Below are 22,073 nucleotides of genomic sequence, written 5' to 3' on the forward strand. Positions count from 1 at the left end.
AATGCCGATAAAATATGAATTAATAAAAAAAGATAAGTACTCTAATGCAAGGACAGGAATTATTCACACAGAACACGGAGATATTCCAACGCCGATTTTTATGCCTGTAGGTACCAAAGCAAGCGTTAAGGCAATGACTGTAGAGGAACTAAAGGAAATTGATGCTAAAATTATTTTAGGAAATACATACCATCTTTATCTAAAGCCAGGAATGGATATTATGAAAAAAGCTGGTGGACTTCATAAATTCATGAATTGGAATCGTCCAATTCTTACTGATAGTGGTGGATTTCAAGTCTTTTCTTTATCAGAAATGAGAGATATATCTGAAGATGGAGTTGTTTTTAGGTCTCACATAGATGGATCTAAGCATTTATTTACACCAGAAAAATCAATAGAAATTCAAAATGATATTCATTCTGATATTATGATGAGTTTTGATGAGTGCATTCCATATCCAGTTGATCATGATTATGTAGAAAGATCTGTATATAGAACTATAAGGTGGGCAAAAAGAGGTTTAGACTATCATAAGTCTAATTCACACAAAGATCAGTCTCTGTTTGGTATTATACAAGGTGGTATGTATGAAGATTTAAGAAAGATATCTGTAGAAGAAACCTGTGCTATGGATTTTGATGGATATTCAATAGGTGGTCTTTCAGTAGGAGAGCCAAAAGAAGAAATGATTAGACTTCTTAGATACACTACACCACTTTTACCAGAAGATAAACCTAGATATAATATGGGTGTTGGAAGTCCAGACTTTTTATTTGAGTCATTTGAAACCGGTATAGATATGGCAGATTGTGTTCTACCTACTAGAATTGCAAGAAATGGAACCGCTATAACATCTCATGGAAGACTTGTTGTAAGAAATGCATTATATAAAGAGGATTTTTCTCCTTTAGACCATGAATGTGATTGTTATGTATGTAAGAATTACTCAAGAGCTTATATTAGACATTTAGTTAATGTAAACGAAATTTTAGGTGCAAGATTACTAACCTATCATAATCTATATTTTTTATTAAAAATGTGTGAAAACATTAGGAAAGCAATTATGGAAGATAGGTTCTTAGAATATAAAAAAGAGTTTTATACAAAATACGGCTATGATTCCTAAATTAGAATATATAGTACTTATTATTTTAGCTTTGATATTTTACTTCACGACCATTAGAGAAGATCAAAAGCGTAAAGAAAATAAAAAGTTTATCAAAAAAAATATAAAAATAGGTTCAAGAGTTATTACAGAGTCTAAGATTATTGGTGAGGTCATAGAATATGATAACACAGAGTGTTTGATAGTAACAGGAAAAGACGATAAAATTTCATATATTCTTATAGATTTTAATTCCATAGAATCTTTAATTGAGGCTTAATGCCTCTTTCTTTATATTAACTATAAAAATGGTATAATTTAATAACAAGAGAGGTAATAATGAATAAGTGGTATATATTTAATAAAAAAAACAATTACAAAGAAAATCTAAAAAATAAAAATATAAGTAAACTTCAAGCTTTGATATTAGCCAATAGAGATATTTTAGATCCGAAAGTTGTGGATTCTTTTATAAATCCAAGCCTAGATAAACTTCATGACCCTTATTTATTACCTGATATGAAAGAAGCAATTGATTTAATAGTTGATACTATGGAAAAGGGTGAATCTATCAGAATATTTGGTGATTATGATCAAGATGGAATTAGTTCGGTTATGACCCTCCTAGATGGTTTATTATATTTTTATGATGATATTAGCTATGATATACCAGATAGGGTAATGGATGGTTATGGCATAAGTGACAGGATGATAGATGAGGCTATAGATGAAAGGGTAAGTCTAATTATTACTTGCGATAATGGTATTACTGCAATAGAACAAGTAAAAAAACTCAGAGAAAATGGCATAAATGTTATTGTAACTGACCATCATCAAGTAAAAAAAGAAGGTGATAGTGAGTGGTTAAGACAAATCTTGCCAGACGCTAATGCAGTAATTAATCCAAAAAGATTAGATAGTACTTATCCTTTTGATGACTTATGTGGGGCTGGTATAAGTTTTAAGTTGATGCAGGCTCTATATAAGAGACTTGATGCAGATGAAAATTACCTATATGATTTGTTGGAATATGTAGCTATGGGTACAGTTTGTGATATAGTTTCATTGACAGACGAAAATAGGATTTTTGTTATAGAAGGTTTAAAAAGGATTAATAATACTTATAAATTAGCAATAAAAGCACTTTTAGATGAAAACTCTTGGAATAAAGAGGTTACTGCATATACTCTAGGTTTTGTAATAGGTCCATGTATGAATGCAAGTGGAAGACTTTCTACAGCAAAGCTTGCTGTAGATTTAATGTTAGAACAAGATTCAGAAAAGATTATTACATATGCTAGAAAACTTGTAAGCTTAAATAATGAGAGGAAAGATTTAACACAAGAAGGTCTTCTAAAGACTTTAGATATAATTAATGATTATAAATTATATAATGATGATATTATAATAGTTCATACTCCAAATATTGAAGAAAGTATTTGTGGTATAATTGCTGGAAGGATTAAGGAAAAATACAACAAGCCTTCCATAGTTTTTACAGAAAGTAAAGATAGGTCAATTTTAAAGGGATCAGGTAGAAGTATTGAAGCTTATAATATTTATAAGCAAGTATATGTTTTAAGTAGTATGTTAGAGTCATTTGGAGGTCATCCAATGGCTTGTGGACTTTCTATTAAGAAAGATTTAATAAATGATTTTAGGTTAAAACTTAATAATAAATCGCCATTAAAAGAATGCGATTTTGAAACTATAATCAATATAGATGCTAGAATTCCTATAGAGAAAATATCATTGGAGTTTGCCCAAAGTTTAAATAATTTTGAACCATATGGAAAAGATAATCCAAAAGCAAAATTTGCGGACAAAGATTTAGCTATTAAATCAATAGATATAATTGGCAAAAATAAAGATATATTGAAGCTTATTCTAAGTAAAAATGGTAGAGATATAAATGCTATAAAATTTAGTGCAGTAGAAGATTATAAATATCTTGTGGATAAATTTGGCTCAAATATAGTTGGCTCAAAGATTGACGCTGTATTTTATCCAGAGATAAATGAATTTAGAAATAAAAAAAGCTTACAACTAAGGCTTATTGATATAAGGTAGGTACCTATGGCAAAAGATTTTCAAAAAGAATTTATAAAATTTAAAGAGATTATTTTAAAAAACAATAAAAAGGCAGATATAAATTTAATTAAAAGAGCATATGATTTTGCCGAATATTATCATAGGGGCCAAAAAAGAAATTCAGGAGAAGATTATTTTATCCATCCAATAGCTGTTGCCACAACAATTTCAAATATGCAACTTGATGATCAAACTATTTGTGCAGGACTAATGCATGATGTATTAGAAGATACTACAGTAACTGAAGATGAAATGAAAGAAAAGTTTGGCGAAGAAATTACATTTTTAGTAGATGGAGTAACCAAGCTCAAAAATCTAAGCTATAAAACTAAGGAAGAAACACAAGCAGAAAATATCAGAAAGATGGTTCTAGCTATGAGTAATGATATAAGGGTTATCCTTATAAAACTTGCTGATAGACTACATAATATGAGAACACTAGAATATAAGACTGAGAAAAAGCAAAAACAAACTGCAAGGGAAACTTTAGAAATTTATGTTCCACTGGCCCATAGGCTTGGTATATATACAATGAAATGGGAGCTTGAGGATTTATGTTTTAGATATCAAAATCCAGAAGAATATTATGAGCTTGCTCAAATGGTCCATACTAAAAGAAGAGAGAGAGAACAATATATTAATGAAATAATTCAGACATTAGATAAATCTTTAGATGAATCAAATATAAATTTTGAAATTTCAGGAAGACCCAAGGGACTTTATTCTATATATAAAAAGATGACTCGTAATAAAATAGAATTTAATGAAATATATGATTTAACTGCCGTAAGAGTCTTAGTAGATACTGTTGCTGAATGTTATGAAGTTTTAGGAAAAGTTCACTCTATTTGGCGTCCAATACCAAATAGGATTAAAGATTATATAGGACAACCTAAGCCAAATGGTTATAGGTCTTTGCATACAACTGTTTTTGGTGAGGATTCGAAACCTTTTGAAGTTCAAATAAGAACTAGACAAATGCATTATGAATGTGAGTATGGTATAGCTGCACATTGGAAATATAAGGAAAATAAGTCTAAATCAACTGAATTTGATAAAAAGCTTACATTCATAAGGCAAATTATGGAATGGCAAAAAGAAGGTGGTAAAGATGTTGATAGTAAGGAGTTTTTAGATACATTAAAGGGAGATTTTTTTTCGAAAGAAATCTACATTTACTCTCCAAAAGGAGAAATTTATTCATTACCAGTCAACTCTTGTGCTATTGATTTTGCTTATAGAATCCATACAGAAGTTGGAAATATGTGTGTGGGAGCCAAAGTTAATGGAAAAATTGTTCCTTTTTCGCATAAACTAAATACTGGAGATGTTGTTGAGATTTTAACTAGTAAGAATTCTCAAGGACCTTCTAGAGACTGGTTAAACATAGTCCAATCTAATCAAGCAAAAAGTAAGATAAAACAGTTTTTTAAAAGACATCGTAAAGAAGAAAATATTGAAATAGGTAAAGATAATTTATTTAGAGAGCTTAGAAAAAATAACGAAATTTACAAAAGAGATATCAAAGATTTTTGGCTTGAAGAAGTTGCGAATGATTTAGGCTTTCCAACTCCTGACGAAATGTATGCATCAATTGGCTTTGGTAGGACAAATACTGAACAAGTAATACAAAAACTTATTAAAAAGCATAAAGATGAAATACCTAAAACCGAGTCAAAAATAGATATTAAGAGGACTTCTTCAAAAAAATCTTTTTCAAATGAAGTTAGGGTTAGTGATTTAGATGAAGAAGTTGAGGTGAAGTTTGCTAAATGTTGCAATCCGGTTCCAGGAGATAAGATAGTTGGCTTTATAACAAAAGGAAATGGCATAAGTGTGCATGTAAGAACTTGTCCTAATATTACAAATATTAAGACTCCAGAGAGATTGATTGATGTATACTGGCAAAATAAAAAGGATGATGAATTTCCTGTTAAGATCCAAATAACTACTATTGATGGTACTGGAATAATTTTTGAAATTACAAAATTAATATCTACTGAAAATGTTAGTATAGAAGCTATGAATGTAAGAAGTAATGAAAAACATGAAGGAATAATTGACCTAACAGTTTTAGTTCCAAACACTGATAAACTAAATGAATTGATTATGAAACTTAAAACAATTAAAACAATAGAAAGTATTTATAGGTTGAAAAGTTAATGAGAGCGATAGTACAGAAAGTAAAAAAAGCAAAAGTTGAAGTAGCGGGTGAACTTGTAGGAAAAATCAGCAAGGGTTTTTTAGTTTTTGTTGCGGTTACTGATAGAGATAATAAAGAAGACATAGACTATATAAAAAAGAAAATAGAAAAACTTAGGATTTTTGAAGATGAAGAAGGTAAGATGAATCTATCTGTTAAAGATGTAGGTGGTGATATTTTAATAGTTAGTCAATTTACATTATATGGAGATGTTCGTAAGGGTAATAGACCTTCTTTCATAAATTCGTCTAGTGCTGATAAGGCAAAAGAATATTATGAAATACTAATAGAAGAATTAAAAATAGACGGATTTAAGGTTGAAACTGGTAGATTTCAATCACATATGGAAGTATCATTGATAAATGATGGTCCCGTAACTATACAATTAGATAGTGAAAAAATATATTAGCGAAAGGTATTTTATGTATATCAAAAAAATTGAAGATGGTCCAATGATGGCTAATTGCTATATTGTATATGATGAGTCGAAGAATGGTTTTTTAATAGATCCAGTATACCCTAAAGGTAAAATCGAAAAATTTATAGAAGTTAATAATATAAAAATAGACTTTATTTTATTAACCCATACTCATTTTGATCATTTATTAGGTCTTAAATATTTCAAAAATAAGTATAATGTTGATGTATATGCCAGTGAGGATAGTAAAGATATAGCTAAAGACCCTGATTATAATCTGTCAAGAGGATTTAGAGACCTAGATATAGAAATAAATAGATTTCTTAAAGACGGAGAGATTTTTTCAAAGTATAATATTAGAGCAATAAAAACACCCGGTCATAGCTTGGATTCCATGTCTTATAAATTAGGTAATAATATTTTCACTGGAGACACTCTTTTTAAACAATCAATAGGAAGAAGTGATTTTCCAGGTGGATCTTACAATAATCTTATTTCATCTATTATTAATAAATTATTTATATATGATGACGATGTTATTATATATCCTGGTCATGGTGAAGAAAGTAAAATCGGATATGAAAAAAGAAATAATCCATTTTTAAATTAGGAGGTAATATGGAATTTAAAAGAAGCCATATGTGTGGTCAATTAAGAATAGAAAATGTTGGAGAAAAAGTTGTTTTAATGGGTTGGGTAGCCAAAAAAAGAAATCTTGGCTCTTTAGTATTTATAGATCTTAGAGATAAGACAGGTATTACACAAATAGTTACTAGAGATGAAGATAAGTATAATTACCAAATTCTAAAAGATGTTTCACAAGAATATGTCCTTGAAGTTAAGGGTAAAGTTCGTGAAAGAGAATCTAAAAATCCAGATATTCCAACAGGAAATATAGAAATTGTAGCAGAAAAAATAAACATATTAGATAAGGCTAAAACACCTCCAATTTATATTAAAGATGATGATGATGTTTCAGAGAATCTTAAATTAAAATATAGATATCTTGATATGAGAAAGCCTTCAGTACAAAGAAATCTTAAGCTAAGATCTGATATTGTAAGAAGTATGAGGGAATATATGTATGATATGGGATTTACAGAAGTAGAAACTCCATTTTTAACTAAACCTACTCCAGAAGGTGCAAGAGATTATTTAGTACCATCAAGAGTTAATCAAGGTAAATTTTATGCACTGCCTCAATCTCCACAATTAATGAAACAATTGCTCATGATTGGTTCTTTAGATAAATATTTCCAAATAGTTAAATGTTTTAGAGATGAAGATTTAAGAGCAAATAGGCAACCAGAGTTTACACAATTAGATTTAGAGATGAGTTTTGCATCACAAGATGATGTAATAAGTGTAAATGAAGGCTTGCTCAAAAAACTATTTGATCAATTTACTGATTATAACTTACAGCTACCTATTCCTAGAATGGATTATAGTGAAGCGATGAACTCTTATGGCTCAGATAAACCTGATTTAAGATATGGTTATAAAATTAATGATATTTCAGAAGTATTTAAAGATAGCGATTTTAATGTATTTAAAGATAATATAAAAGAAGGATATTCAGTTAGAGCTATCAATTTTACATCTTTATCTGATTCTTATTCTAGAAAACAACTAGATAAACTAACAGACTTTGTAAAAGACTATGGTCTAAAAGGATTAAGTTATATTAAATTTAATAGTGACGATAATATTAATTCATCTATAAAGAAATTTTTAACGAATGATATAGTTAAAAAGCTGAAGGAGAAATTAGATATAAAAGATGGAGATTTAATTTTAATAGCTGCAGATAAAGACAAAAACGTACTTGAAGGTCTCGGTGCTTTAAGAAGAAAAGTTGCAAAGGATAATAATTTATACGAAAAAGAGTATGCATTTTGTTGGGTAGTAAACTTTCCTATGTTTGAATATAGTGAAGAGGAAGATAGGTATGTTTCTCAACATCATCCTTTTACAATGCCTAATGAAGAAGATATAGATTTATTATTAACAGAACCTGAAAGAGTAAGAACCCAAGCTTATGATATAGTAATTAATGGAGATGAAATGGGTGGAGGTTCTGTTAGAATCAATAATCAAGAATTACAAGAAAAAGTATTTAAGGCTTTAAAGTTGTCAGATGAAGACATTAAAGAAAAATTTGGATTTTTTATAGAAGCTCTACAATATGGCACACCTCCACATGCAGGACTTGCTTATGGGCTTGATAGAATGGTTATGTTATTTGCAAAAACAGATAATATTAAAGATATAATAGCATTTCCAAAAACTCAGTCTGCTACATGTCCTTTAACACATGCTCCAAGTATTGTAGATGATAAAAGCTTAAATGAATTAAATATAGAAATAAAAAAATGAAAGAGGTTATATGGAAATTATTAGTAAAAAAGGAATAGTTGTTGAAAATAATAATGGTAATGTTAAAGTTATGATTCAAAGAGATTCAGGATGTGGATCATGCTCGACATGTGGAGGTTGTGAAGTTAAACCTTCATACTACACAACTTTTACTAATGATGACCTAAATCCTGGAGATTTTGTATTTCTTGATAGTGATGTAAAAACTGTAAACAAAGTAAGTTATTTAACTTACTTGTTTCCAGTTTCAATGATGACTATAGGAGCTATTTTAGCCAATACTGTATTTTCTAATAAAGGATTTGATGAAAATCTACTAACATTGTTATTTATAGTTGGATTCTTACTAATTTCATTAATTATTTTAAGAGTTTATGATAAAAGATACAAGAATAAGAATTTAATTAAAATTAGAAAAATATAATTAGATATAAAATGGAGATAATATGAATGCACCAATAGTAACCTTAGTGGGTAGAACAAATGTTGGTAAATCTACCCTTTTTAATAAATTAGTTGGAAAAAGGAAGGCCATTACTGAAGATGTAAACGGAGTAACAAGAGATAGGGTCTACGATAAAGTAGAATGGACTGGTCATGAATTTATACTTGCAGATACAGGTGGGCTTGATATATCAAATAAAGATATTATGAATCAAGAAGTTAAATCACAAGTTGAAAAAGCTCTGTTCGAATCAGATTTGATTCTTTTTGTTGTTGATGGAAGAGAAGGAATTAATCCTCATGATTCAGATATAGCAAATGAAATTAGAAAATATAATAAAAAGGTAATAATTGTTGCGAATAAAATAGATCGCGGTAAAATTCCAGATCACTTATATGATTTTTATAAATTTGGATTTGATGATCTTATAGCTATTTCTGCAGAAGGTTCTAAAAACTTAGGGGATCTTTTAGATAAGATAATTTCTTTTATAGATTTTTCAAAGTTTGATACAGATCTTGACGCAACAAGAATTGCTATTATAGGTAAACCTAATGCTGGTAAATCATCTTTAGTAAACTATTTGCTTAATGAAGACAGGATGATTGTAACAAATATTGCAGGAACTACTAGGGATGCTATTGATTCATATTGGCAATATAATAATAAAAATTATGTCCTTATAGATACCGCAGGTCTTAGAAGGAAAAATAAGGTAATCGATAATATAGAGTATTATGCTAACCAAAGAACATTTGATGCTGTTGATAGTTCTGAAATTTGTTTATTTTTGATAGATGCTACAGTAGGTGTTACAGAACAAGATGCTAAAATAGCGGGATATGCTCACAATAGGAATAAGGCAATTATTATAGCTGTAAATAAATGGGATATAGTTAAAAAAGATACTAACACCATGAAAAATATGGAAATGGATATAAGAAATAAATTATCTTTTGCTTTATATGCACCTATAATATTTATATCGGTATTAAAGGGACAAAGGATCACTGATCTTTTAAATTTGATTGAAATTGTTGACAATAACTATCATACAAGAATAAAAACAGGAATACTTAATACAATATTACAAGATGCAATTATGATGAATCCTACACCACAAGATAAGGGAAAAAGGTTGAAAATATTTTACATCTCTCAAGTTCAAACGGCACCACCAAAATTCTTACTTTATGTTAACGATAGGCAACTTATGCATTTTTCTTACCTTAGGTATATGGAAAATCAAATTAGACAAAATTATAGCCTAAAAGGAGTTTCATTTATATTTGATGTAAGAGAAAGGAAAGAAAAATGATATATATATTGATAGCTATAATTTCATATCTTATAGGCTCTATTCCTTTTTCATATATAATTGGAAAAATATTTTTTAAAAAAGATATAAGAAGCTTAGGTAGTGGAAATCCTGGAACAACAAATGTATTTAGAAATTTTGGTCCTTTGGCTGGATGCTTTACCTTATTTTTAGATATAGCAAAGGGATTGGTTGCTGTGTACATTCCTTTGTTCTTTTATGGGAATAGTTTTGCTTTACTTGCTCTAGTATTTGTTATAATTGGTCATATTTTTTCAATATTTTTAAAATTTAAGGGTGGAAAAGGTGTTGCAACATCTGCAGGAGCTTTGTTTGCTTATGATTTAAGAGTATTTTTTATACTTTTATTTGCTTTTGTAGTAGTTTTTCTTATAACAAGAACAGTATCAAAAGCATCTCTTACAGCTGCATTTTTGGCACCTTTTATAGCTTATTATTTCTATTCTATGCACGCTTTTACTATAGTTATATTTATAGTCGCAGTATTTGTAATAGTAGAACATAGGAGTAATATAATAAGAATTAAAAATAATGAAGAAAAGAAAATGTTTTGAGGAAAAATATGGAAATTTCAATAATAGGAGCAGGATCATGGGCTAGTGCCATAGCTTGTGTTTTAGCTGAAAATAACAAAGTTTTAATGTATGCTAGAAATGAAAAAGATGTTAACAATATAAACAATAAGCATATTAATAAAAAATATTTTCCTAATAAACTATTAAACAAAAATATTAGGGCAACTGATAATATTGAAGATCTTTTTAGAAATAAAATTTTAATTAATGCTATTCCAACTCAAGCAATCAGAGAGGTTTTAGAAGGGGTTAAAGAAAAGCTAAGCAATAAAATATTAATAAATCTTTCTAAAGGGATAGAGATTAAAACATATAAGAGAATTTCTGAAATTATTGAAGAATTAAATAGCAAGTGTCAGTATGCGGTATTAAGTGGACCATCTCATGCAGAAGAGGTTATTGATAAAATGCCAACAGCTTTGGTTTGTGCATCAAAAAATCAAAAAATCGCTTTAAATGTACAAGATTTATTTACCTGTGATTATTTAAGAGTATATACTTCGGATGATGTGATAGGAGTAGAAATTGGTGGAGCTATTAAGAATGTTTTAGCCTTTGGAATAGGTATGGCAACAGGATTAAAATTTGGCGATAATACAAAGGCTGCTATAATGACTAGAGGAATTTTTGAGATGAATAAATTCGCTATAAGTCATGGAGCTTCTAGTAAGACTATTAATGGATTATGTGGTATTGGTGATTTAATTGTAACTGCTACAAGTAATCATTCAAGAAATAATAGGTGTGGAATTTTAGTCGGAAAAGGCTATAGCTTAGATGAAGCGATGAATGAAGTAAAGACGGTTGTAGAAGGAATACCTACTACCAGGGCACTTTATGAACTATCAAACAAGGAAGGTTTGGATCTACCAATAACTACTGAGATTTATAGAGTTTTGTACGAAGGTCAAGATCCTAGCATATCAGTAAAAAATCTGATGAATAGGGATAAAAAAAGTGAATATTAGGTGGTATTATGACAATTAAGGATAATATAAAATCAATAGAAAATGATTTGAAAAATTACGATGCTATGCTTTTAGCAGTTAGTAAAACTCATGGCATAGAGAAAATCAAAGAAGCTTATGACTGTGGTCTAAGAGATTTTGGTGAAAATAAAGTCCAAGAGCTTATTGGAAAAATAGAGCTTTTAAATAAGGATATAAATTGGCATTTAATCGGTCACCTACAATCAAATAAAGTAAATAAAATCGTAGGTAAGGTTAAATTAATTCACTCAATAGATTCACTAAAAATTTTAGATAAGGTTAATTCTAGAGCAAAAAATCTTGGCATAGTCCAAGATTGCCTTATACAAGTAAATGTTTCAAGAGAAGCGACAAAGTTTGGTATTTATATAGAAGAAATTGAAAACTTTATAAATGAGGCTAAAAATTTAGATTTTATTCATATAAAAGGTTTAATGACAATTGCTCCAGATACAGAAAATAAAGAGCTAATTAGAAGCTGTTTTAGACAGCTTAAAAAAACATTCGATAAATTATCCAATTTAAGTTATAATAATATTGATATGATATATCTTTCAATGGGAATGACTAACGATTATAAGATAGCCCTTGAAGAAGGTTCAAATATCGTAAGAATAGGGTCAAAAATTTTTGGTAAAAGGATGTACAATAATGTTTGAAAAATTTAAGGATTTTATAGGTATTAATGAAGAATACGATGACTATGAAGATGATAATGAAATGAGAGAAGAAGAAAAAAAAGAAGAAAATATAGATAATACTTATACACCTAGTTCTACATATGACTATAAGACAAGTACTAATCTAAGTGATACTAGTAGTGTATATTCTTCTTATTCAAATAATTACTCTTCAAATAATCAACAAAGAAAAACTAGGGGAGGAGATAACATACTTAGTATGAACGATTCTAATAAAAACTTTAGTCAAAGTTCATCTTCTAGGTTTAGAATTTCAATTCAAGAACCAATTTCTTATGATGAAGATGGTCCTAAAATAGTTGATGATATACTAGATAAAAAAGTAGTAGTACTTAACTTAGAAATGCTAGAAGTTGATAAAAAAAGACAAATATTAGACTTTGTATCTGGGGCTGTATATGCACTAGATGGTAAAGTAGAAAAAGTATCAAAAGGTATATTTGTAATATGTCCTAAGGGGATTGATATAGATAATTATGTTGAAGATCAAATTTCTACAGGAAATTATAATCAATTATAGATCGGCTAAAGTCGGTCTTTAATTTTTATTATGAAATTAAAATATAATATAGATTTTGTTGAAGATAAGTATATTAAATCTAATTTAAAAAAAGCTATATCAGTTTTAGAAAAATCTTTCTATACACACAAAGAAGTTTCTAGCTTTTTTTTGAATCCATTTGAAATTAAGATTATTAAAGATATAGCACGATTAAATAGTATTGATATAGTATTTCTTTCTCCTAATATAAAAAGTGAAAGAAAGATATTTATAGCAAATCCTTACTCTTCAAATCTTAATAGTAAGGACTATTTCAGTGTCTTAGAATTTACTCACAAAGATATAAGACATCCAGATGTTTTAGGATCACTTATGAATTTAGGTCTTGAAAGAAATGATATAGGAGATATATTCATAGAATATGGTATTTGTGAATTTGTAATTTTAAATAAAGAGAAAAATTTTGTTAAATTTAATCTTAGTAAAATAAAAGATGAAAGTATAAATCTTAAATTTAAAGAAGATAATACTATGCAAAACTTAGATATTGAATATAATGAATTTATGGGATTTGTTTCTTCGCTTAGACTTGATAATATAATCTCCGAACTAATTAATCTTTCAAGAGCTAAAGCTAAGAATATAATTAGCAGAAGGTTAGTTAAAATTGATTATCAAACTATAGATAATCCATCAAAGGAAGTTCAAGAGGGTAGTCTTATATCTATTAGGTCTTATGGAAGATTTATCTTTGATGAAATTAAAGGATTAAGTAAAAAGGGAAATTATCGAATAAAGTATAGGAAGTACAAATGATTTACACAATAATTATAATACTAGGAATTTTATTAGACAGAATTACTAAAGTATATGCTAAAAATATTTTTATAGAAAATCCTGTCTATACTAAGCTTATAAATTTAATATATTTAGAAAATAAGGGTGCTGCCTTTGGTATTTTACAAAACAAGAGGATGTTTTTTATAATTCTTACCTTAGTTGTAGTTACTTATCTACTTTATTATTTTATTAAAAATGTAAAAACAAATCCAAAATTATTAAATATTGCCTTATCACTTATAATATCAGGAGCTATAGGAAATTTTTATGATAGATTGATACACTCATATGTAGTAGATTTTATTGAATTTTCATTTATTAATTTTCCAATATTTAACATCGCTGATATTTTAGTTACAATGGGATCATTTCTTTTAATTGTATTTATTATTTTTGGAGAAATGGATGGTGAAAAAAATGTCAGTAGTATTAGGAAATGATTGGGATGAAATATTGAAAGATGAATGGACTAAGGATTACTATTTAAATTTGAGAAAAAATCTTATAAAAGAATACAAAAATTATACCATTTATCCCAATATGTATGATATATTTAATGCCTTAAAAAAGGTATCATATGAGGATAGCAAAGTTGTTATAATAGGTCAAGACCCATATCATGGAAAAGGTCAAGCTCATGGTTTTTCTTTTTCTGTTAGGAAAGGTATAGCTATACCACCATCTCTTTTAAATATATATAAAGAGTTAGCAGATGATCTTTCTCTTTATATACCAAATCATGGAAACTTAGAGAAGTGGGCTGATCAAGGAGTTTTATTATTAAATTCAGTATTAACTGTTAGGGCTGGTTTTGCTAATTCACATAAGGATTTGGGATGGTCTATACTAACTGATAATATAATAAAAAAATTAAATGAAAAAAATGAACCATTGGTTTTTATCTTATGGGGTAAATTTGCTCAATCAAAAGAAGTATATTTAACAAATCCAATGCATTTAATAATAAAAAGTCCTCACCCATCACCTTTTTCAGCACACAGAGGATTTTTTGGTTCAAAACCATTTTCAAGAACAAATAAATTTTTAGAAGAAAACAATTTAAAACCAATTGATTGGCAAATAGAGAACCTAGAATTATAATTCTAGGTTCTCTATAATTAGCGATTTAACTATATTTAAGATATTAGCTATGTTATATACACCATCTTCCATTATAGTAATAAGATTTTTATCTATTTTATAGCTATTTTTATTTTCTATATTAAAATTATTTATAGTTACAAAGCCTTGTGCATTTTTTGAAATATTTCCATATAAAACCAATAAATCTAATTCTATTTTTTTATAATTGGTTTTTAAAATATAATTACTTGATGAAAAATAGGAATTGAGAAAAGTTTTATTAGATCTCAAAATGATTTTAGCCACATTATTGTCAATATTAGCATTATCTATATATATAATATAATCATTTATATTAATTGAAAGTTTTTTATTTATTATCTCACCAATATTAGCTAGAGATTCTGTAGCGATCAGATCATTCTTATTATGGATTAAAATAGGCCAAGGTTTATTCCTTGATTTTAGATCATTATTTAATTTACTTATAACCTTATACCTAGATGGATCATTTCTAAAAATTCCAATTCTTTTTTCCATATCCATAAGCTTCATTGAATCCAAGGAAAGAAATTTACGTTTTGATTTAATTAGTTTATATAGATCTAAGCAATTAGGCCATATAGGATTTAAATTATGGTATTCAAGCCTTATATTTAGAAAGGGAATATCAAATATATCACCATTATAAGTTATCACTTTTTTATTTTTTACTTTTTTAAGATAAATTTTTAATAATTTAATCTCTTCCTTATCTGTTTTTGCAAAATATTGATCTATATAAAAATCATTTCTTTTATTATCAAAATATATAAGACCTAAGACAACCAAATTTTCGAATTGGGCATTAAGTCCAGTAGTTTCTATATCTAAAATCAATTCATCTTTATCTATATTCTTCTTTTTATATCTATATCTAACATTAAGCATAAAATCATTATACCAATATTTGATTTTATATGCTTGTAATTATATAATAAACTAGTTAAAAGGAGTGATAATATGATTTATTTAGATAATGCAGCAACAACAAGAATGTATGATGAAGTAATAGATATTGAAAAAGAATTTGAAAGAAATTATTTTGCTAATCCATCTGCTTTACATAGTTTTGGAATGGAAGTTGAAGAAAAAGTTAAGGAAAGTAGAAAATTTATTGCAGACTATATTGGTTCAGACGAGAATGAAATATTTTTTACTAAAGGAGCTACAGAGTCTAACAATATTATTATAAATTCCTTTAAATCTTCTGAAAATACTGCAATAACATCAAAACTTGAACATGCATCTGTAATTGATACATTTAATAATACCCAATTTAAGGAAGTTAAATTAGTAGATAATGATAATTTTGGTTTTATTGATATAAAAAATTTGGAAAATTTAGTTGATGATAAAACCAATCTTATTTCTCTTATATATGTTCAAAACGAGATAGGCACAATTCAAAATGTTAAAAAAATAAATGAAGTGATAAGAAATAAAAATAAGAATGTATTCATTCACTTAGATGCTACTCAAGCTTTAGGTAAAATTGATTGTAATGTGAAAAATTTAGGTGTTGATGCCCTAAGCTTCTCGTCTCATAAAATACATGGCCCTAAAGGAATAGGTGGGCTATATATAAATAAGAAAAAATTAGGTAAAATTAAAACTTATTTATTTGGTGGAAGACAAGAACTTGTTTCATCAGGCACACTTAATGCACCTGCTATATATGCATTTTATAAAGCACTTAGTTTGTCAAAAGAAAAAGAGGATATAGATTATGTAAAAAAACTTAATTTATACCTAAGAAATAAAGTTATGGATAATATTGAAAATATCCATGTTAATTCCAGCATAGAGAATTCAAGCCCATATATATTAAATATTAGTTTTGAAAAAATCAAATCTGAAATTTTACTTCATATGCTAGAAGAAGATAAAATTTATATATCAAGTGGCTCTGCATGTTCCAAGGGTAAGGATAATAGAATACTTGATGCAATAGGATTAGATGATAAATATAAAGATGGTTCTATAAGATTTTCATTTTCAAGTGATATAAGTTTTGAAGATTTAGATAAAGTAGTAAGAAGTTTAAAGAAACATGTAGAAGAAATAAGGATGGTATTTTAATGAATGATTTATTATCAGTAAGTTTTGGTGAATTATTTTTAAAGGGTAAGAATCGAAATAAATTTTTTAAATCTGCTATCAATAATATAAAAAGAAATATTAAAGATATAGGTTATGATGATATGTATCTTGAAAGTTCAAAACTTTACATAAGTGCTGATAAGGAGAAATTTGATAGCTTAATTATAGAAATAAAAAAAGTATTTGGAATAATTTATATATCAAAAATAAAAAAATGTGATAAGGATATAAACAAGATAGAAGAAGCCACATCAGAAATTTTAGATAATATGGATTTAAAAGATAAAACATTTAAAGTAGAAACTAACAGAGTTGATAAGTCTTTTGATATACAATCTCCAGAACTATCTAGAATAATTGGTGCTTATATATTAAAGAAATATGCTAGTAAAAATAACCTTAGTGTCAATGTTCATAATCCTGATTTTAAAGTTTTCATTGATATAAAAAAATATGCTTATATTTATGCAGATAGAATAGAGGGAAATGGTGGTCTTCCTGTAGGCTCTAGTGGTAATGGTCTTCTACTTTTATCAGGAGGCATAGATTCTCCTGTTGCAGGGTATATGATGGCTAAAAGAGGAATGAAAATCAATTGTATTCATTTCCATTCATATCCATTTACATCAAAAAGAGCTTTAAATAAGGCACTAGACCTTGCAAAAATCCTATCTCAGTATACTGGTGAAATGAAAGTATTTTCAATAAACATGGCTGAAATATATAAAGCAATAAATAAAAATTGCAACAGAAATCAAACTACTATTTTATCTAGAAGATTTATGATGAGAATATCGGAAAAAATATGTCAAAAAAATAATTATGATGCCATAATTACGGGAGAAAGCTTAGGGCAGGTAGCAAGTCAAACATTAGAATCAATGAGCGTAATTGGAGATGCTACAAATTATCAGATATTTAAGCCTCTTGTTGCCTTAGATAAGATAGAAATAATTAATAGAGCTATACATATGGGATCTTATGAGAAATCCATAGAGCCTTATGACGATTGCTGTTCAATATTTGCGCCATCGAACCCAATAACAAAACCTAAATTAAATTATATAAAAGATAGTGAAAAAAAATTATCTATAGAGAAATTAGAGTCTGAAGCTATTGAGAATATGGAAATATTTGACATTTAATTTGACAAAAAATACAAATATTGGTAATATATATAAGTAAACCGCTCAGTATGGGTTCTGATCACCTTGACTGGCGAGAATGTAAACAGGAGGTGTACTATGTACGCTATAATTAAGACAGGTGGAAAGCAATATAAAGTATCAGAAGGCGATTTAGTTAGAATTGAAAAACTTAATGCTGAAATAGGAGAAAATGTCAACTTTGAAGAAGTTCTTTTAGTTGAAAATAAGGGGGACCTAAAAGTTGGTACTCCAATACTAGAAAATGCTAAGGTTGAAGCTACTGTAAAAGACCAAGCAAAAGACAAAAAAATTGTTGTATTTAAATACAGACCTAAAAAAGCATCTAAGACTAAAAAAGGTCATAGACAACCATATACTTTAGTGGAAATTAACAAAATTTCTTGCTAATGATTGATGTTACTTTATTATTAAAAAATAAAAAAAAAATTGGATTTAAAATCCAAGGTCATGCAAATTTCGATGAGCATGGATTTGATATAGTTTGTGCAGCAGTATCAACGCTAGCTTATACATGCATTAATAGTCTTGATTTTTATAATTATAATCTAGAATTTCATGATGATAATGATATAATGTGTGTAGTTGTAAAAAAAGCTAGTAGTCAAAGTAATGTTATTTTACAAACTTTTGAGATAGGTATAAAAACACTGCTTACAAATTATAGCGAATATATTAAATTAAACTATGAGGAGGTTTAGGATGTTTTTAAACATTAATTTGCAAAGATTTTCTAGTAAAAAAGGGGTTTCTTCTTCAAAAAATGGTAGAGATTCCAATGCTAAAAGATTAGGTGTAAAAAGGGCAGATGGTCAAACTGTAAATGCAGGAACAATAATTGTTAGACAAAGAGGAACAAAAATCCATCCAGGTAAAAATGTCAAAATTGGTGGAGATGATACTCTTTTTGCATCTATTGAAGGTGTTGTAAAATTTGAAAGAAAAGGTAAAAATAGAAAACAAGTTTCTGTATACCCAAAGCAAGACATTGCTTAATAGAGAACTAGCTTGCCATATGGCAAGCTTTTTTTATAAAGAGGAAAAATAGCTATGATAGATTATGCTAAAATAGAACTTCATGCAGGAAATGGTGGGGATGGAGCTGTAGCTTTTAGAAGAGAAAAATATGAACCTACAGGAGGACCTGCTGGGGGAGATGGAGGAGATGGGGCTAATATTTACATAAAGGCAACCAATTCACTATCAACTCTTGAAGAATATAGATATAAAAGTAAATATAGGGCAGAAAATGGCGAAAATGGTATGGGTAAAAAGAGGTTCGGAAAAAAAGGTGAAGACCTTGTTTTATATGTACCAGTTGGAACAATAATTAGAGAAGTATCAAGTAATACAATAATTAAAGATTTAAAGAAAAATGGTGAGCAATTTCTAATAGCAAAGGGTGGTCGAGGTGGAAAAGGTAATGTTCATTACAAAACTTCAACCAGACAGGCACCAAGATTTGCCCAAAAAGGAAGAAAAGGACAAAGTATAGAAGTAAGTTTAGAACTTAAAATTTTAGCCGATGTTGGGTTAGTAGGTCTACCAAATGTTGGGAAATCTACTCTTATTTCAGTAATTACAAAAGCTAAACCTAAAATTGCTAATTATCATTTTACAACACTTGACCCAAATTTAGGTGTAGTAAAAGTGGATAAAGAAAGATCCTTTATAGTTGCGGATATACCTGGATTAATAGAAGGTGCTAATGAAGGACAAGGGCTTGGACATGACTTTTTAAAACACATTCAAAGGTGTAAAATACTAATTCATTTAGTGGATATATCTGGTTTAGAAGGAAGAAATCCAATTGAAGATTTTAAATTAATAAATAAAGAATTGAAACTTTATGATGAGAAACTTTCTGACAAATATCAAATAGTGGCTCTAAATAAGTCAGATCTTGATTATAATGAAAATTATAAAAAATTTGAAAATGAATTTAAAGATAAGTATAAAATATTTAAAATATCAGCAGCAACCACTCAAGGAATTAAAGAACTAATTGATGAAGTAACTAAAGTTCTTTCTAAAATTGATGAAGAAAAATATACTCTAGATGAAGAAATAAATGAAAGTTATTTACAAAACTACTATAATAAAAATATGGAAAATGGAAATCTCGAATTCTATAAGGAAGAAGGAATTTACGTTTGTACTGGATATAGGATAGATAAGCTTTTAGAAAGAGTTAATTTAGATGATTATGATAGTAGAATGTATTTTGAAAAAAAACTTAGAGATATGGGTGTTTTCGATAAATTTTTGGAAATGGGTATAGAAGAAGGAGACTCTGTTGCTATAGGTGATATAGTATTTGATTATTATGAGTAAGGAGAATTTATGCTAACAGGAAAACAAAGGTCACAGCTAAAAAGCTTAGCACATGATTTAAAGCCTATTATTAATATAGGCAAAAATTCACTAAGCGTAGAAGTTATTGATGCTATAGATGAAGCTTTGGAAAAAAGAGAACTAATAAAGATTAAAATTTTAAATAATAACTTAGATGATAATAATGAAATAATTGATGAAGCTATTGAAAAGCTAAATTGTGAATTTGTTTCTCATTTAGGTAATATTTTTACTATTTATAGAAAAAGTAAAAATAATAATAAAATTAGCTTATAATGAAAATCGGATTATTTGGGGGGACATTTGATCCTATACATGTAGGCCATTTGATTGTTATGGAAAATTGTATAAATCTAATGGGACTGGATAAAATTTTTATTCTACCTAATTCTAATCCTCCTCATAAACTTAAAAATCATAAAAGTTCTACTGAAATTAGGGTAAAAATGGTTAAAGAGGCTATAAAAGATAATCCTAGAATAGAAATTAATGATTATGATTATAAAGATAATAATATTCATTATACATTTCAAACCATAGAATACTTTGTTAATGCCTATAATGAAGATGAAATATTTTTTATTATGGGTGAAGATTCTTTTTTAGAAATTGAAACATGGAAAAACTATAAAAGAATTTTAGAAAATAATATTATAGTATTCAAGAGATATTCTGATGATGGTAAAAAAATTAAAAATAAACTCAATCATTATAGTAAATTTAGAGATAATATTTTTATAATAGACAACTTGGTCGTTGATATTTCATCAAGTCTTATTAGAAAACTTGTAATGAATAAAAAAAGTATAAAATACCTAGTAACAGATGATGTGGAACTTATTATAAAAAAGAAGGATTTATATGTTTAATTTAGATGAATATAAAGATAAGCTTATAGATAATATTGGTATAAAAAGATTTAATCATTGCCTTAGGGTTAGAGACTTTGCTTTAAAATTAAACAAAAGACTAGATAATTATAAAATAGAAACTGCCGCTATTTTACATGACTGTGCCAAGTATAATGAAAAGTATTACCTAGATAAATACAAAAATTATTGTAATTTTGATAAAGAAATCTTAGAAAACAAGGCTGTTATTCATGCGTTTTTAGGAAAAATTATTGCTGAGAAAGAGTATAATATTAATGATGAAGAAATTCTAAATGCAATAAAATATCATACAACGGGAAGAGTTAATATGACGGAGCTTGAAAAAATCATTTTTTTAGCTGATGCATGTGAGGAAAAAAGAAATTATCAAGGAGTAGAAGAAATAAGAAATTTAGCCTTCAAAGATTTAGATAAAGCTGTATTAAAAACCCTAGATGGTAATATTAAATCTTTAATTGATAGGGGATTAATTATTTTTCCATTAACAATTTTGGCTAGGAATTACTTATTAAAGGAGAAAAATGGGTAAATTAGATATAATAATTAAAACGTTAGAAAATAAGCAAGCAAGTAATATAAAAGTAATTGATTTAGAGAACAAATCATCAATAGCTGATTATTTTATTATAGCTACTGGTAATTCAATAAATCAAAATAAAGCACTTTTAGAATATATTGAAGAGAATTTAAAAAAGGAAAACTATGATATACTTTCAGTAGAGGGACTTAGAGATGGAAACTGGATATTAATTGATTGTGGAGATGTAGTAGTCCATATATTCACTTCATCTCAAAGAAGCTTTTATAATATTGAAGATCTGTGGGAGTCTTAATTAATGTAGAGATTAAA

Annotated in this window: 27 protein-coding genes; 26 read left to right on the plus strand and 1 reads right to left on the minus strand. The window is 27.6% G+C overall.

Features of this window, described 5'->3' with window-relative positions; all coding sequences use genetic code 11:
* Position 1: 1 nt before the first annotated feature.
* The 16 genes from tgt to FYJ26_RS00300 are packed head-to-tail and all read left to right on the plus strand — an operon-like array spanning position 2 to position 14,685.
* A complete protein-coding gene (tgt, locus tag FYJ26_RS00225; protein WP_154538731.1) occupies positions 2–1,126 on the plus strand; it encodes a tRNA guanosine(34) transglycosylase Tgt in 1,125 nt (374 codons plus the stop codon).
* Positions 1,116–1,385 carry a preprotein translocase subunit YajC gene (gene yajC / locus FYJ26_RS00230; protein ID WP_154538732.1) on the plus strand — a complete coding sequence of 90 codons (270 nt, stop codon included), beginning with the start codon at positions 1,116–1,118 and terminating at the stop codon, positions 1,383–1,385. Before tgt ends, yajC begins: the two co-directional genes overlap by 11 nt.
* Positions 1,386–1,444: 59 nt before the next feature.
* Positions 1,445–3,175: a single-stranded-DNA-specific exonuclease RecJ gene (gene recJ / locus FYJ26_RS00235; RefSeq protein ID WP_154538733.1), complete on the plus strand. Its 1,731-nt coding sequence runs from the start codon at positions 1,445–1,447 to the stop codon at positions 3,173–3,175.
* 6 nt (positions 3,176–3,181) lie between these two features.
* Positions 3,182–5,359: a RelA/SpoT family protein gene (locus FYJ26_RS00240; protein ID WP_154538734.1), complete on the plus strand. Its 2,178-nt coding sequence runs from the start codon at positions 3,182–3,184 to the stop codon at positions 5,357–5,359.
* Positions 5,359–5,808, plus strand: a complete 450-nt coding sequence (dtd, locus tag FYJ26_RS00245) for a D-aminoacyl-tRNA deacylase (RefSeq protein WP_154538735.1) — start codon at positions 5,359–5,361, stop codon at positions 5,806–5,808. Before FYJ26_RS00240 ends, dtd begins: the two co-directional genes overlap by 1 nt.
* 13 nt (positions 5,809–5,821) lie before the next feature.
* The gene (locus FYJ26_RS00250) at positions 5,822–6,427 is read left to right on the plus strand and encodes an MBL fold metallo-hydrolase (protein WP_154538736.1); all 606 of its coding nucleotides are present in this window, start codon (positions 5,822–5,824) and stop codon (positions 6,425–6,427) included.
* Between the two features lie 8 nt (positions 6,428–6,435).
* Positions 6,436–8,193: an aspartate--tRNA ligase gene (gene aspS, locus FYJ26_RS00255; RefSeq protein WP_154538737.1), complete on the plus strand. Its 1,758-nt coding sequence runs from the start codon at positions 6,436–6,438 to the stop codon at positions 8,191–8,193.
* A 10-nt stretch (positions 8,194–8,203) separates the two neighbouring features.
* Positions 8,204–8,617: a SoxR reducing system RseC family protein gene (locus FYJ26_RS00260; protein ID WP_154538738.1), complete on the plus strand. Its 414-nt coding sequence runs from the start codon at positions 8,204–8,206 to the stop codon at positions 8,615–8,617.
* Positions 8,618–8,639: 22 nt separating this feature from the next.
* Entirely contained in the window at positions 8,640–9,956 is a 1,317-nt protein-coding gene (gene der, locus FYJ26_RS00265; RefSeq protein WP_154538739.1) for a ribosome biogenesis GTPase Der, read from the plus strand.
* A complete protein-coding gene (plsY, locus tag FYJ26_RS00270) occupies positions 9,953–10,531 on the plus strand; it encodes a glycerol-3-phosphate 1-O-acyltransferase PlsY (protein ID WP_154538740.1) in 579 nt (192 codons plus the stop codon). The genes der and plsY overlap by 4 nt, the downstream gene beginning before the upstream one ends.
* An 8-nt stretch (positions 10,532–10,539) precedes the next feature.
* A complete protein-coding gene (locus tag FYJ26_RS00275; RefSeq protein ID WP_154538741.1) occupies positions 10,540–11,520 on the plus strand; it encodes an NAD(P)H-dependent glycerol-3-phosphate dehydrogenase in 981 nt (326 codons plus the stop codon).
* Between the two features lie 8 nt (positions 11,521–11,528).
* On the plus strand, positions 11,529–12,200 hold the full coding sequence (locus FYJ26_RS00280; RefSeq protein ID WP_154538742.1) for a YggS family pyridoxal phosphate-dependent enzyme: 672 nt from the start codon (positions 11,529–11,531) through the stop codon (positions 12,198–12,200).
* Positions 12,193–12,762, plus strand: a complete 570-nt coding sequence (locus FYJ26_RS00285; RefSeq protein ID WP_154538743.1) for a cell division protein SepF — start codon at positions 12,193–12,195, stop codon at positions 12,760–12,762. Before FYJ26_RS00280 ends, FYJ26_RS00285 begins: the two co-directional genes overlap by 8 nt.
* A gap of 30 nt (positions 12,763–12,792) precedes the next feature.
* On the plus strand, positions 12,793–13,560 hold the full coding sequence (locus FYJ26_RS00290; RefSeq protein ID WP_154538744.1) for a YlmH/Sll1252 family protein: 768 nt from the start codon (positions 12,793–12,795) through the stop codon (positions 13,558–13,560).
* Complete coding sequence (lspA, locus tag FYJ26_RS00295; RefSeq protein ID WP_154538745.1) at positions 13,557–14,024, plus strand: signal peptidase II; 468 nt, start codon at positions 13,557–13,559, stop codon at positions 14,022–14,024. Before FYJ26_RS00290 ends, lspA begins: the two co-directional genes overlap by 4 nt.
* Entirely contained in the window at positions 14,002–14,685 is a 684-nt protein-coding gene (locus tag FYJ26_RS00300; protein ID WP_154538965.1) for a uracil-DNA glycosylase, read from the plus strand. The genes lspA and FYJ26_RS00300 overlap by 23 nt, the downstream gene beginning before the upstream one ends.
* Here FYJ26_RS00300 and FYJ26_RS00305 read toward each other — a convergent pair.
* Positions 14,680–15,597: a ribonuclease H-like domain-containing protein gene (locus FYJ26_RS00305; protein WP_154538746.1), complete on the minus strand. Its 918-nt coding sequence runs from the start codon at positions 15,595–15,597 to the stop codon at positions 14,680–14,682. The two genes, FYJ26_RS00300 and FYJ26_RS00305, sit on opposite strands and share 6 nt — an antisense overlap.
* A gap of 72 nt (positions 15,598–15,669) precedes the next feature.
* Between FYJ26_RS00305 and FYJ26_RS00310 the strand changes: the two genes are divergently transcribed.
* The 10 genes from FYJ26_RS00310 to rsfS all read left to right on the plus strand — a co-directional run bounded on the left by FYJ26_RS00310 (position 15,670) and on the right by rsfS (position 22,056).
* Entirely contained in the window at positions 15,670–16,788 is a 1,119-nt protein-coding gene (locus tag FYJ26_RS00310; protein WP_154538747.1) for a cysteine desulfurase family protein, read from the plus strand.
* Positions 16,788–17,954: a tRNA uracil 4-sulfurtransferase ThiI gene (gene thiI, locus FYJ26_RS00315; RefSeq protein ID WP_154538748.1), complete on the plus strand. Its 1,167-nt coding sequence runs from the start codon at positions 16,788–16,790 to the stop codon at positions 17,952–17,954. Before FYJ26_RS00310 ends, thiI begins: the two co-directional genes overlap by 1 nt.
* Before the next feature lie 99 nt (positions 17,955–18,053).
* A complete protein-coding gene (gene rplU / locus FYJ26_RS00320) occupies positions 18,054–18,365 on the plus strand; it encodes a 50S ribosomal protein L21 (protein ID WP_154538749.1) in 312 nt (103 codons plus the stop codon).
* Positions 18,365–18,676, plus strand: coding sequence for a ribosomal-processing cysteine protease Prp (locus FYJ26_RS00325; protein WP_154538750.1), 312 nt, complete (start codon positions 18,365–18,367; stop codon positions 18,674–18,676). Before rplU ends, FYJ26_RS00325 begins: the two co-directional genes overlap by 1 nt.
* Before the next feature lies 1 nt (position 18,677).
* Positions 18,678–18,971, plus strand: coding sequence for a 50S ribosomal protein L27 (rpmA, locus tag FYJ26_RS00330; protein ID WP_154538751.1), 294 nt, complete (start codon positions 18,678–18,680; stop codon positions 18,969–18,971).
* A 54-nt stretch (positions 18,972–19,025) separates the two neighbouring features.
* A complete protein-coding gene (gene obgE, locus FYJ26_RS00335) occupies positions 19,026–20,309 on the plus strand; it encodes a GTPase ObgE (protein WP_154538752.1) in 1,284 nt (427 codons plus the stop codon).
* 9 nt (positions 20,310–20,318) lie between these two features.
* Positions 20,319–20,606, plus strand: a complete 288-nt coding sequence (yhbY, locus tag FYJ26_RS00340; protein WP_154538753.1) for a ribosome assembly RNA-binding protein YhbY — start codon at positions 20,319–20,321, stop codon at positions 20,604–20,606.
* Positions 20,606–21,199 (plus strand): nicotinate (nicotinamide) nucleotide adenylyltransferase, encoded by a 594-nt coding sequence (gene nadD / locus FYJ26_RS00345; protein WP_154538754.1) that lies wholly within the window; start codon positions 20,606–20,608, stop codon positions 21,197–21,199. Before yhbY ends, nadD begins: the two co-directional genes overlap by 1 nt.
* Entirely contained in the window at positions 21,192–21,752 is a 561-nt protein-coding gene (gene yqeK / locus FYJ26_RS00350; protein ID WP_154538755.1) for a bis(5'-nucleosyl)-tetraphosphatase (symmetrical) YqeK, read from the plus strand. Before nadD ends, yqeK begins: the two co-directional genes overlap by 8 nt.
* Complete coding sequence (gene rsfS / locus FYJ26_RS00355) at positions 21,745–22,056, plus strand: ribosome silencing factor (RefSeq protein WP_154538756.1); 312 nt, start codon at positions 21,745–21,747, stop codon at positions 22,054–22,056. The genes yqeK and rsfS overlap by 8 nt, the downstream gene beginning before the upstream one ends.
* The last annotated feature ends 17 nt before the right edge of the window (positions 22,057–22,073 follow it).

This window comes from Anaerococcus porci (genome assembly GCF_009696575.1).
Classification (GTDB): domain Bacteria; phylum Bacillota; class Clostridia; order Tissierellales; family Peptoniphilaceae; genus Anaerococcus; species Anaerococcus porci.

What these genes read in the sequence shown, in the direction of transcription:
- rplU (WP_154538749.1), top strand. Translation starts at nt 18,054, where the DNA reads ATGTACGCTATAATTAAGACAGGTGGAAAGCAATATAAAGTATCAGAA.
- FYJ26_RS00280 (WP_154538742.1), top strand. Translation starts at nt 11,529, where the DNA reads ATGACAATTAAGGATAATATAAAATCAATAGAAAATGATTTGAAAAAT.
- FYJ26_RS00240 (WP_154538734.1), top strand. Translation starts at nt 3,182, where the DNA reads ATGGCAAAAGATTTTCAAAAAGAATTTATAAAATTTAAAGAGATTATT.
- lspA (WP_154538745.1), top strand. Translation starts at nt 13,557, where the DNA reads ATGATTTACACAATAATTATAATACTAGGAATTTTATTAGACAGAATT.
- dtd (WP_154538735.1), top strand. Translation starts at nt 5,359, where the DNA reads ATGAGAGCGATAGTACAGAAAGTAAAAAAAGCAAAAGTTGAAGTAGCG.
- FYJ26_RS00305 (WP_154538746.1), bottom strand. Translation starts at nt 15,597, where the DNA reads ATGCTTAATGTTAGATATAGATATAAAAAGAAGAATATAGATAAAGAT.
- rpmA (WP_154538751.1), top strand. Translation starts at nt 18,678, where the DNA reads ATGTTTTTAAACATTAATTTGCAAAGATTTTCTAGTAAAAAAGGGGTT.
- thiI (WP_154538748.1), top strand. Translation starts at nt 16,788, where the DNA reads ATGAATGATTTATTATCAGTAAGTTTTGGTGAATTATTTTTAAAGGGT.
- recJ (WP_154538733.1), top strand. Translation starts at nt 1,445, where the DNA reads ATGAATAAGTGGTATATATTTAATAAAAAAAACAATTACAAAGAAAAT.
- yqeK (WP_154538755.1), top strand. Translation starts at nt 21,192, where the DNA reads ATGTTTAATTTAGATGAATATAAAGATAAGCTTATAGATAATATTGGT.
- obgE (WP_154538752.1), top strand. Translation starts at nt 19,026, where the DNA reads ATGATAGATTATGCTAAAATAGAACTTCATGCAGGAAATGGTGGGGAT.
- FYJ26_RS00250 (WP_154538736.1), top strand. Translation starts at nt 5,822, where the DNA reads ATGTATATCAAAAAAATTGAAGATGGTCCAATGATGGCTAATTGCTAT.
- nadD (WP_154538754.1), top strand. Translation starts at nt 20,606, where the DNA reads ATGAAAATCGGATTATTTGGGGGGACATTTGATCCTATACATGTAGGC.
- rsfS (WP_154538756.1), top strand. Translation starts at nt 21,745, where the DNA reads ATGGGTAAATTAGATATAATAATTAAAACGTTAGAAAATAAGCAAGCA.
- FYJ26_RS00290 (WP_154538744.1), top strand. Translation starts at nt 12,793, where the DNA reads ATGAAATTAAAATATAATATAGATTTTGTTGAAGATAAGTATATTAAA.
- FYJ26_RS00325 (WP_154538750.1), top strand. Translation starts at nt 18,365, where the DNA reads ATGATTGATGTTACTTTATTATTAAAAAATAAAAAAAAAATTGGATTT.
- FYJ26_RS00300 (WP_154538965.1), top strand. Translation starts at nt 14,002, where the DNA reads ATGTCAGTAGTATTAGGAAATGATTGGGATGAAATATTGAAAGATGAA.
- plsY (WP_154538740.1), top strand. Translation starts at nt 9,953, where the DNA reads ATGATATATATATTGATAGCTATAATTTCATATCTTATAGGCTCTATT.
- FYJ26_RS00275 (WP_154538741.1), top strand. Translation starts at nt 10,540, where the DNA reads ATGGAAATTTCAATAATAGGAGCAGGATCATGGGCTAGTGCCATAGCT.
- yajC (WP_154538732.1), top strand. Translation starts at nt 1,116, where the DNA reads ATGATTCCTAAATTAGAATATATAGTACTTATTATTTTAGCTTTGATA.
- yhbY (WP_154538753.1), top strand. Translation starts at nt 20,319, where the DNA reads ATGCTAACAGGAAAACAAAGGTCACAGCTAAAAAGCTTAGCACATGAT.
- FYJ26_RS00260 (WP_154538738.1), top strand. Translation starts at nt 8,204, where the DNA reads ATGGAAATTATTAGTAAAAAAGGAATAGTTGTTGAAAATAATAATGGT.
- der (WP_154538739.1), top strand. Translation starts at nt 8,640, where the DNA reads ATGAATGCACCAATAGTAACCTTAGTGGGTAGAACAAATGTTGGTAAA.
- FYJ26_RS00310 (WP_154538747.1), top strand. Translation starts at nt 15,670, where the DNA reads ATGATTTATTTAGATAATGCAGCAACAACAAGAATGTATGATGAAGTA.
- aspS (WP_154538737.1), top strand. Translation starts at nt 6,436, where the DNA reads ATGGAATTTAAAAGAAGCCATATGTGTGGTCAATTAAGAATAGAAAAT.
- FYJ26_RS00285 (WP_154538743.1), top strand. Translation starts at nt 12,193, where the DNA reads ATGTTTGAAAAATTTAAGGATTTTATAGGTATTAATGAAGAATACGAT.
- tgt (WP_154538731.1), top strand. Translation starts at nt 2, where the DNA reads ATGCCGATAAAATATGAATTAATAAAAAAAGATAAGTACTCTAATGCA.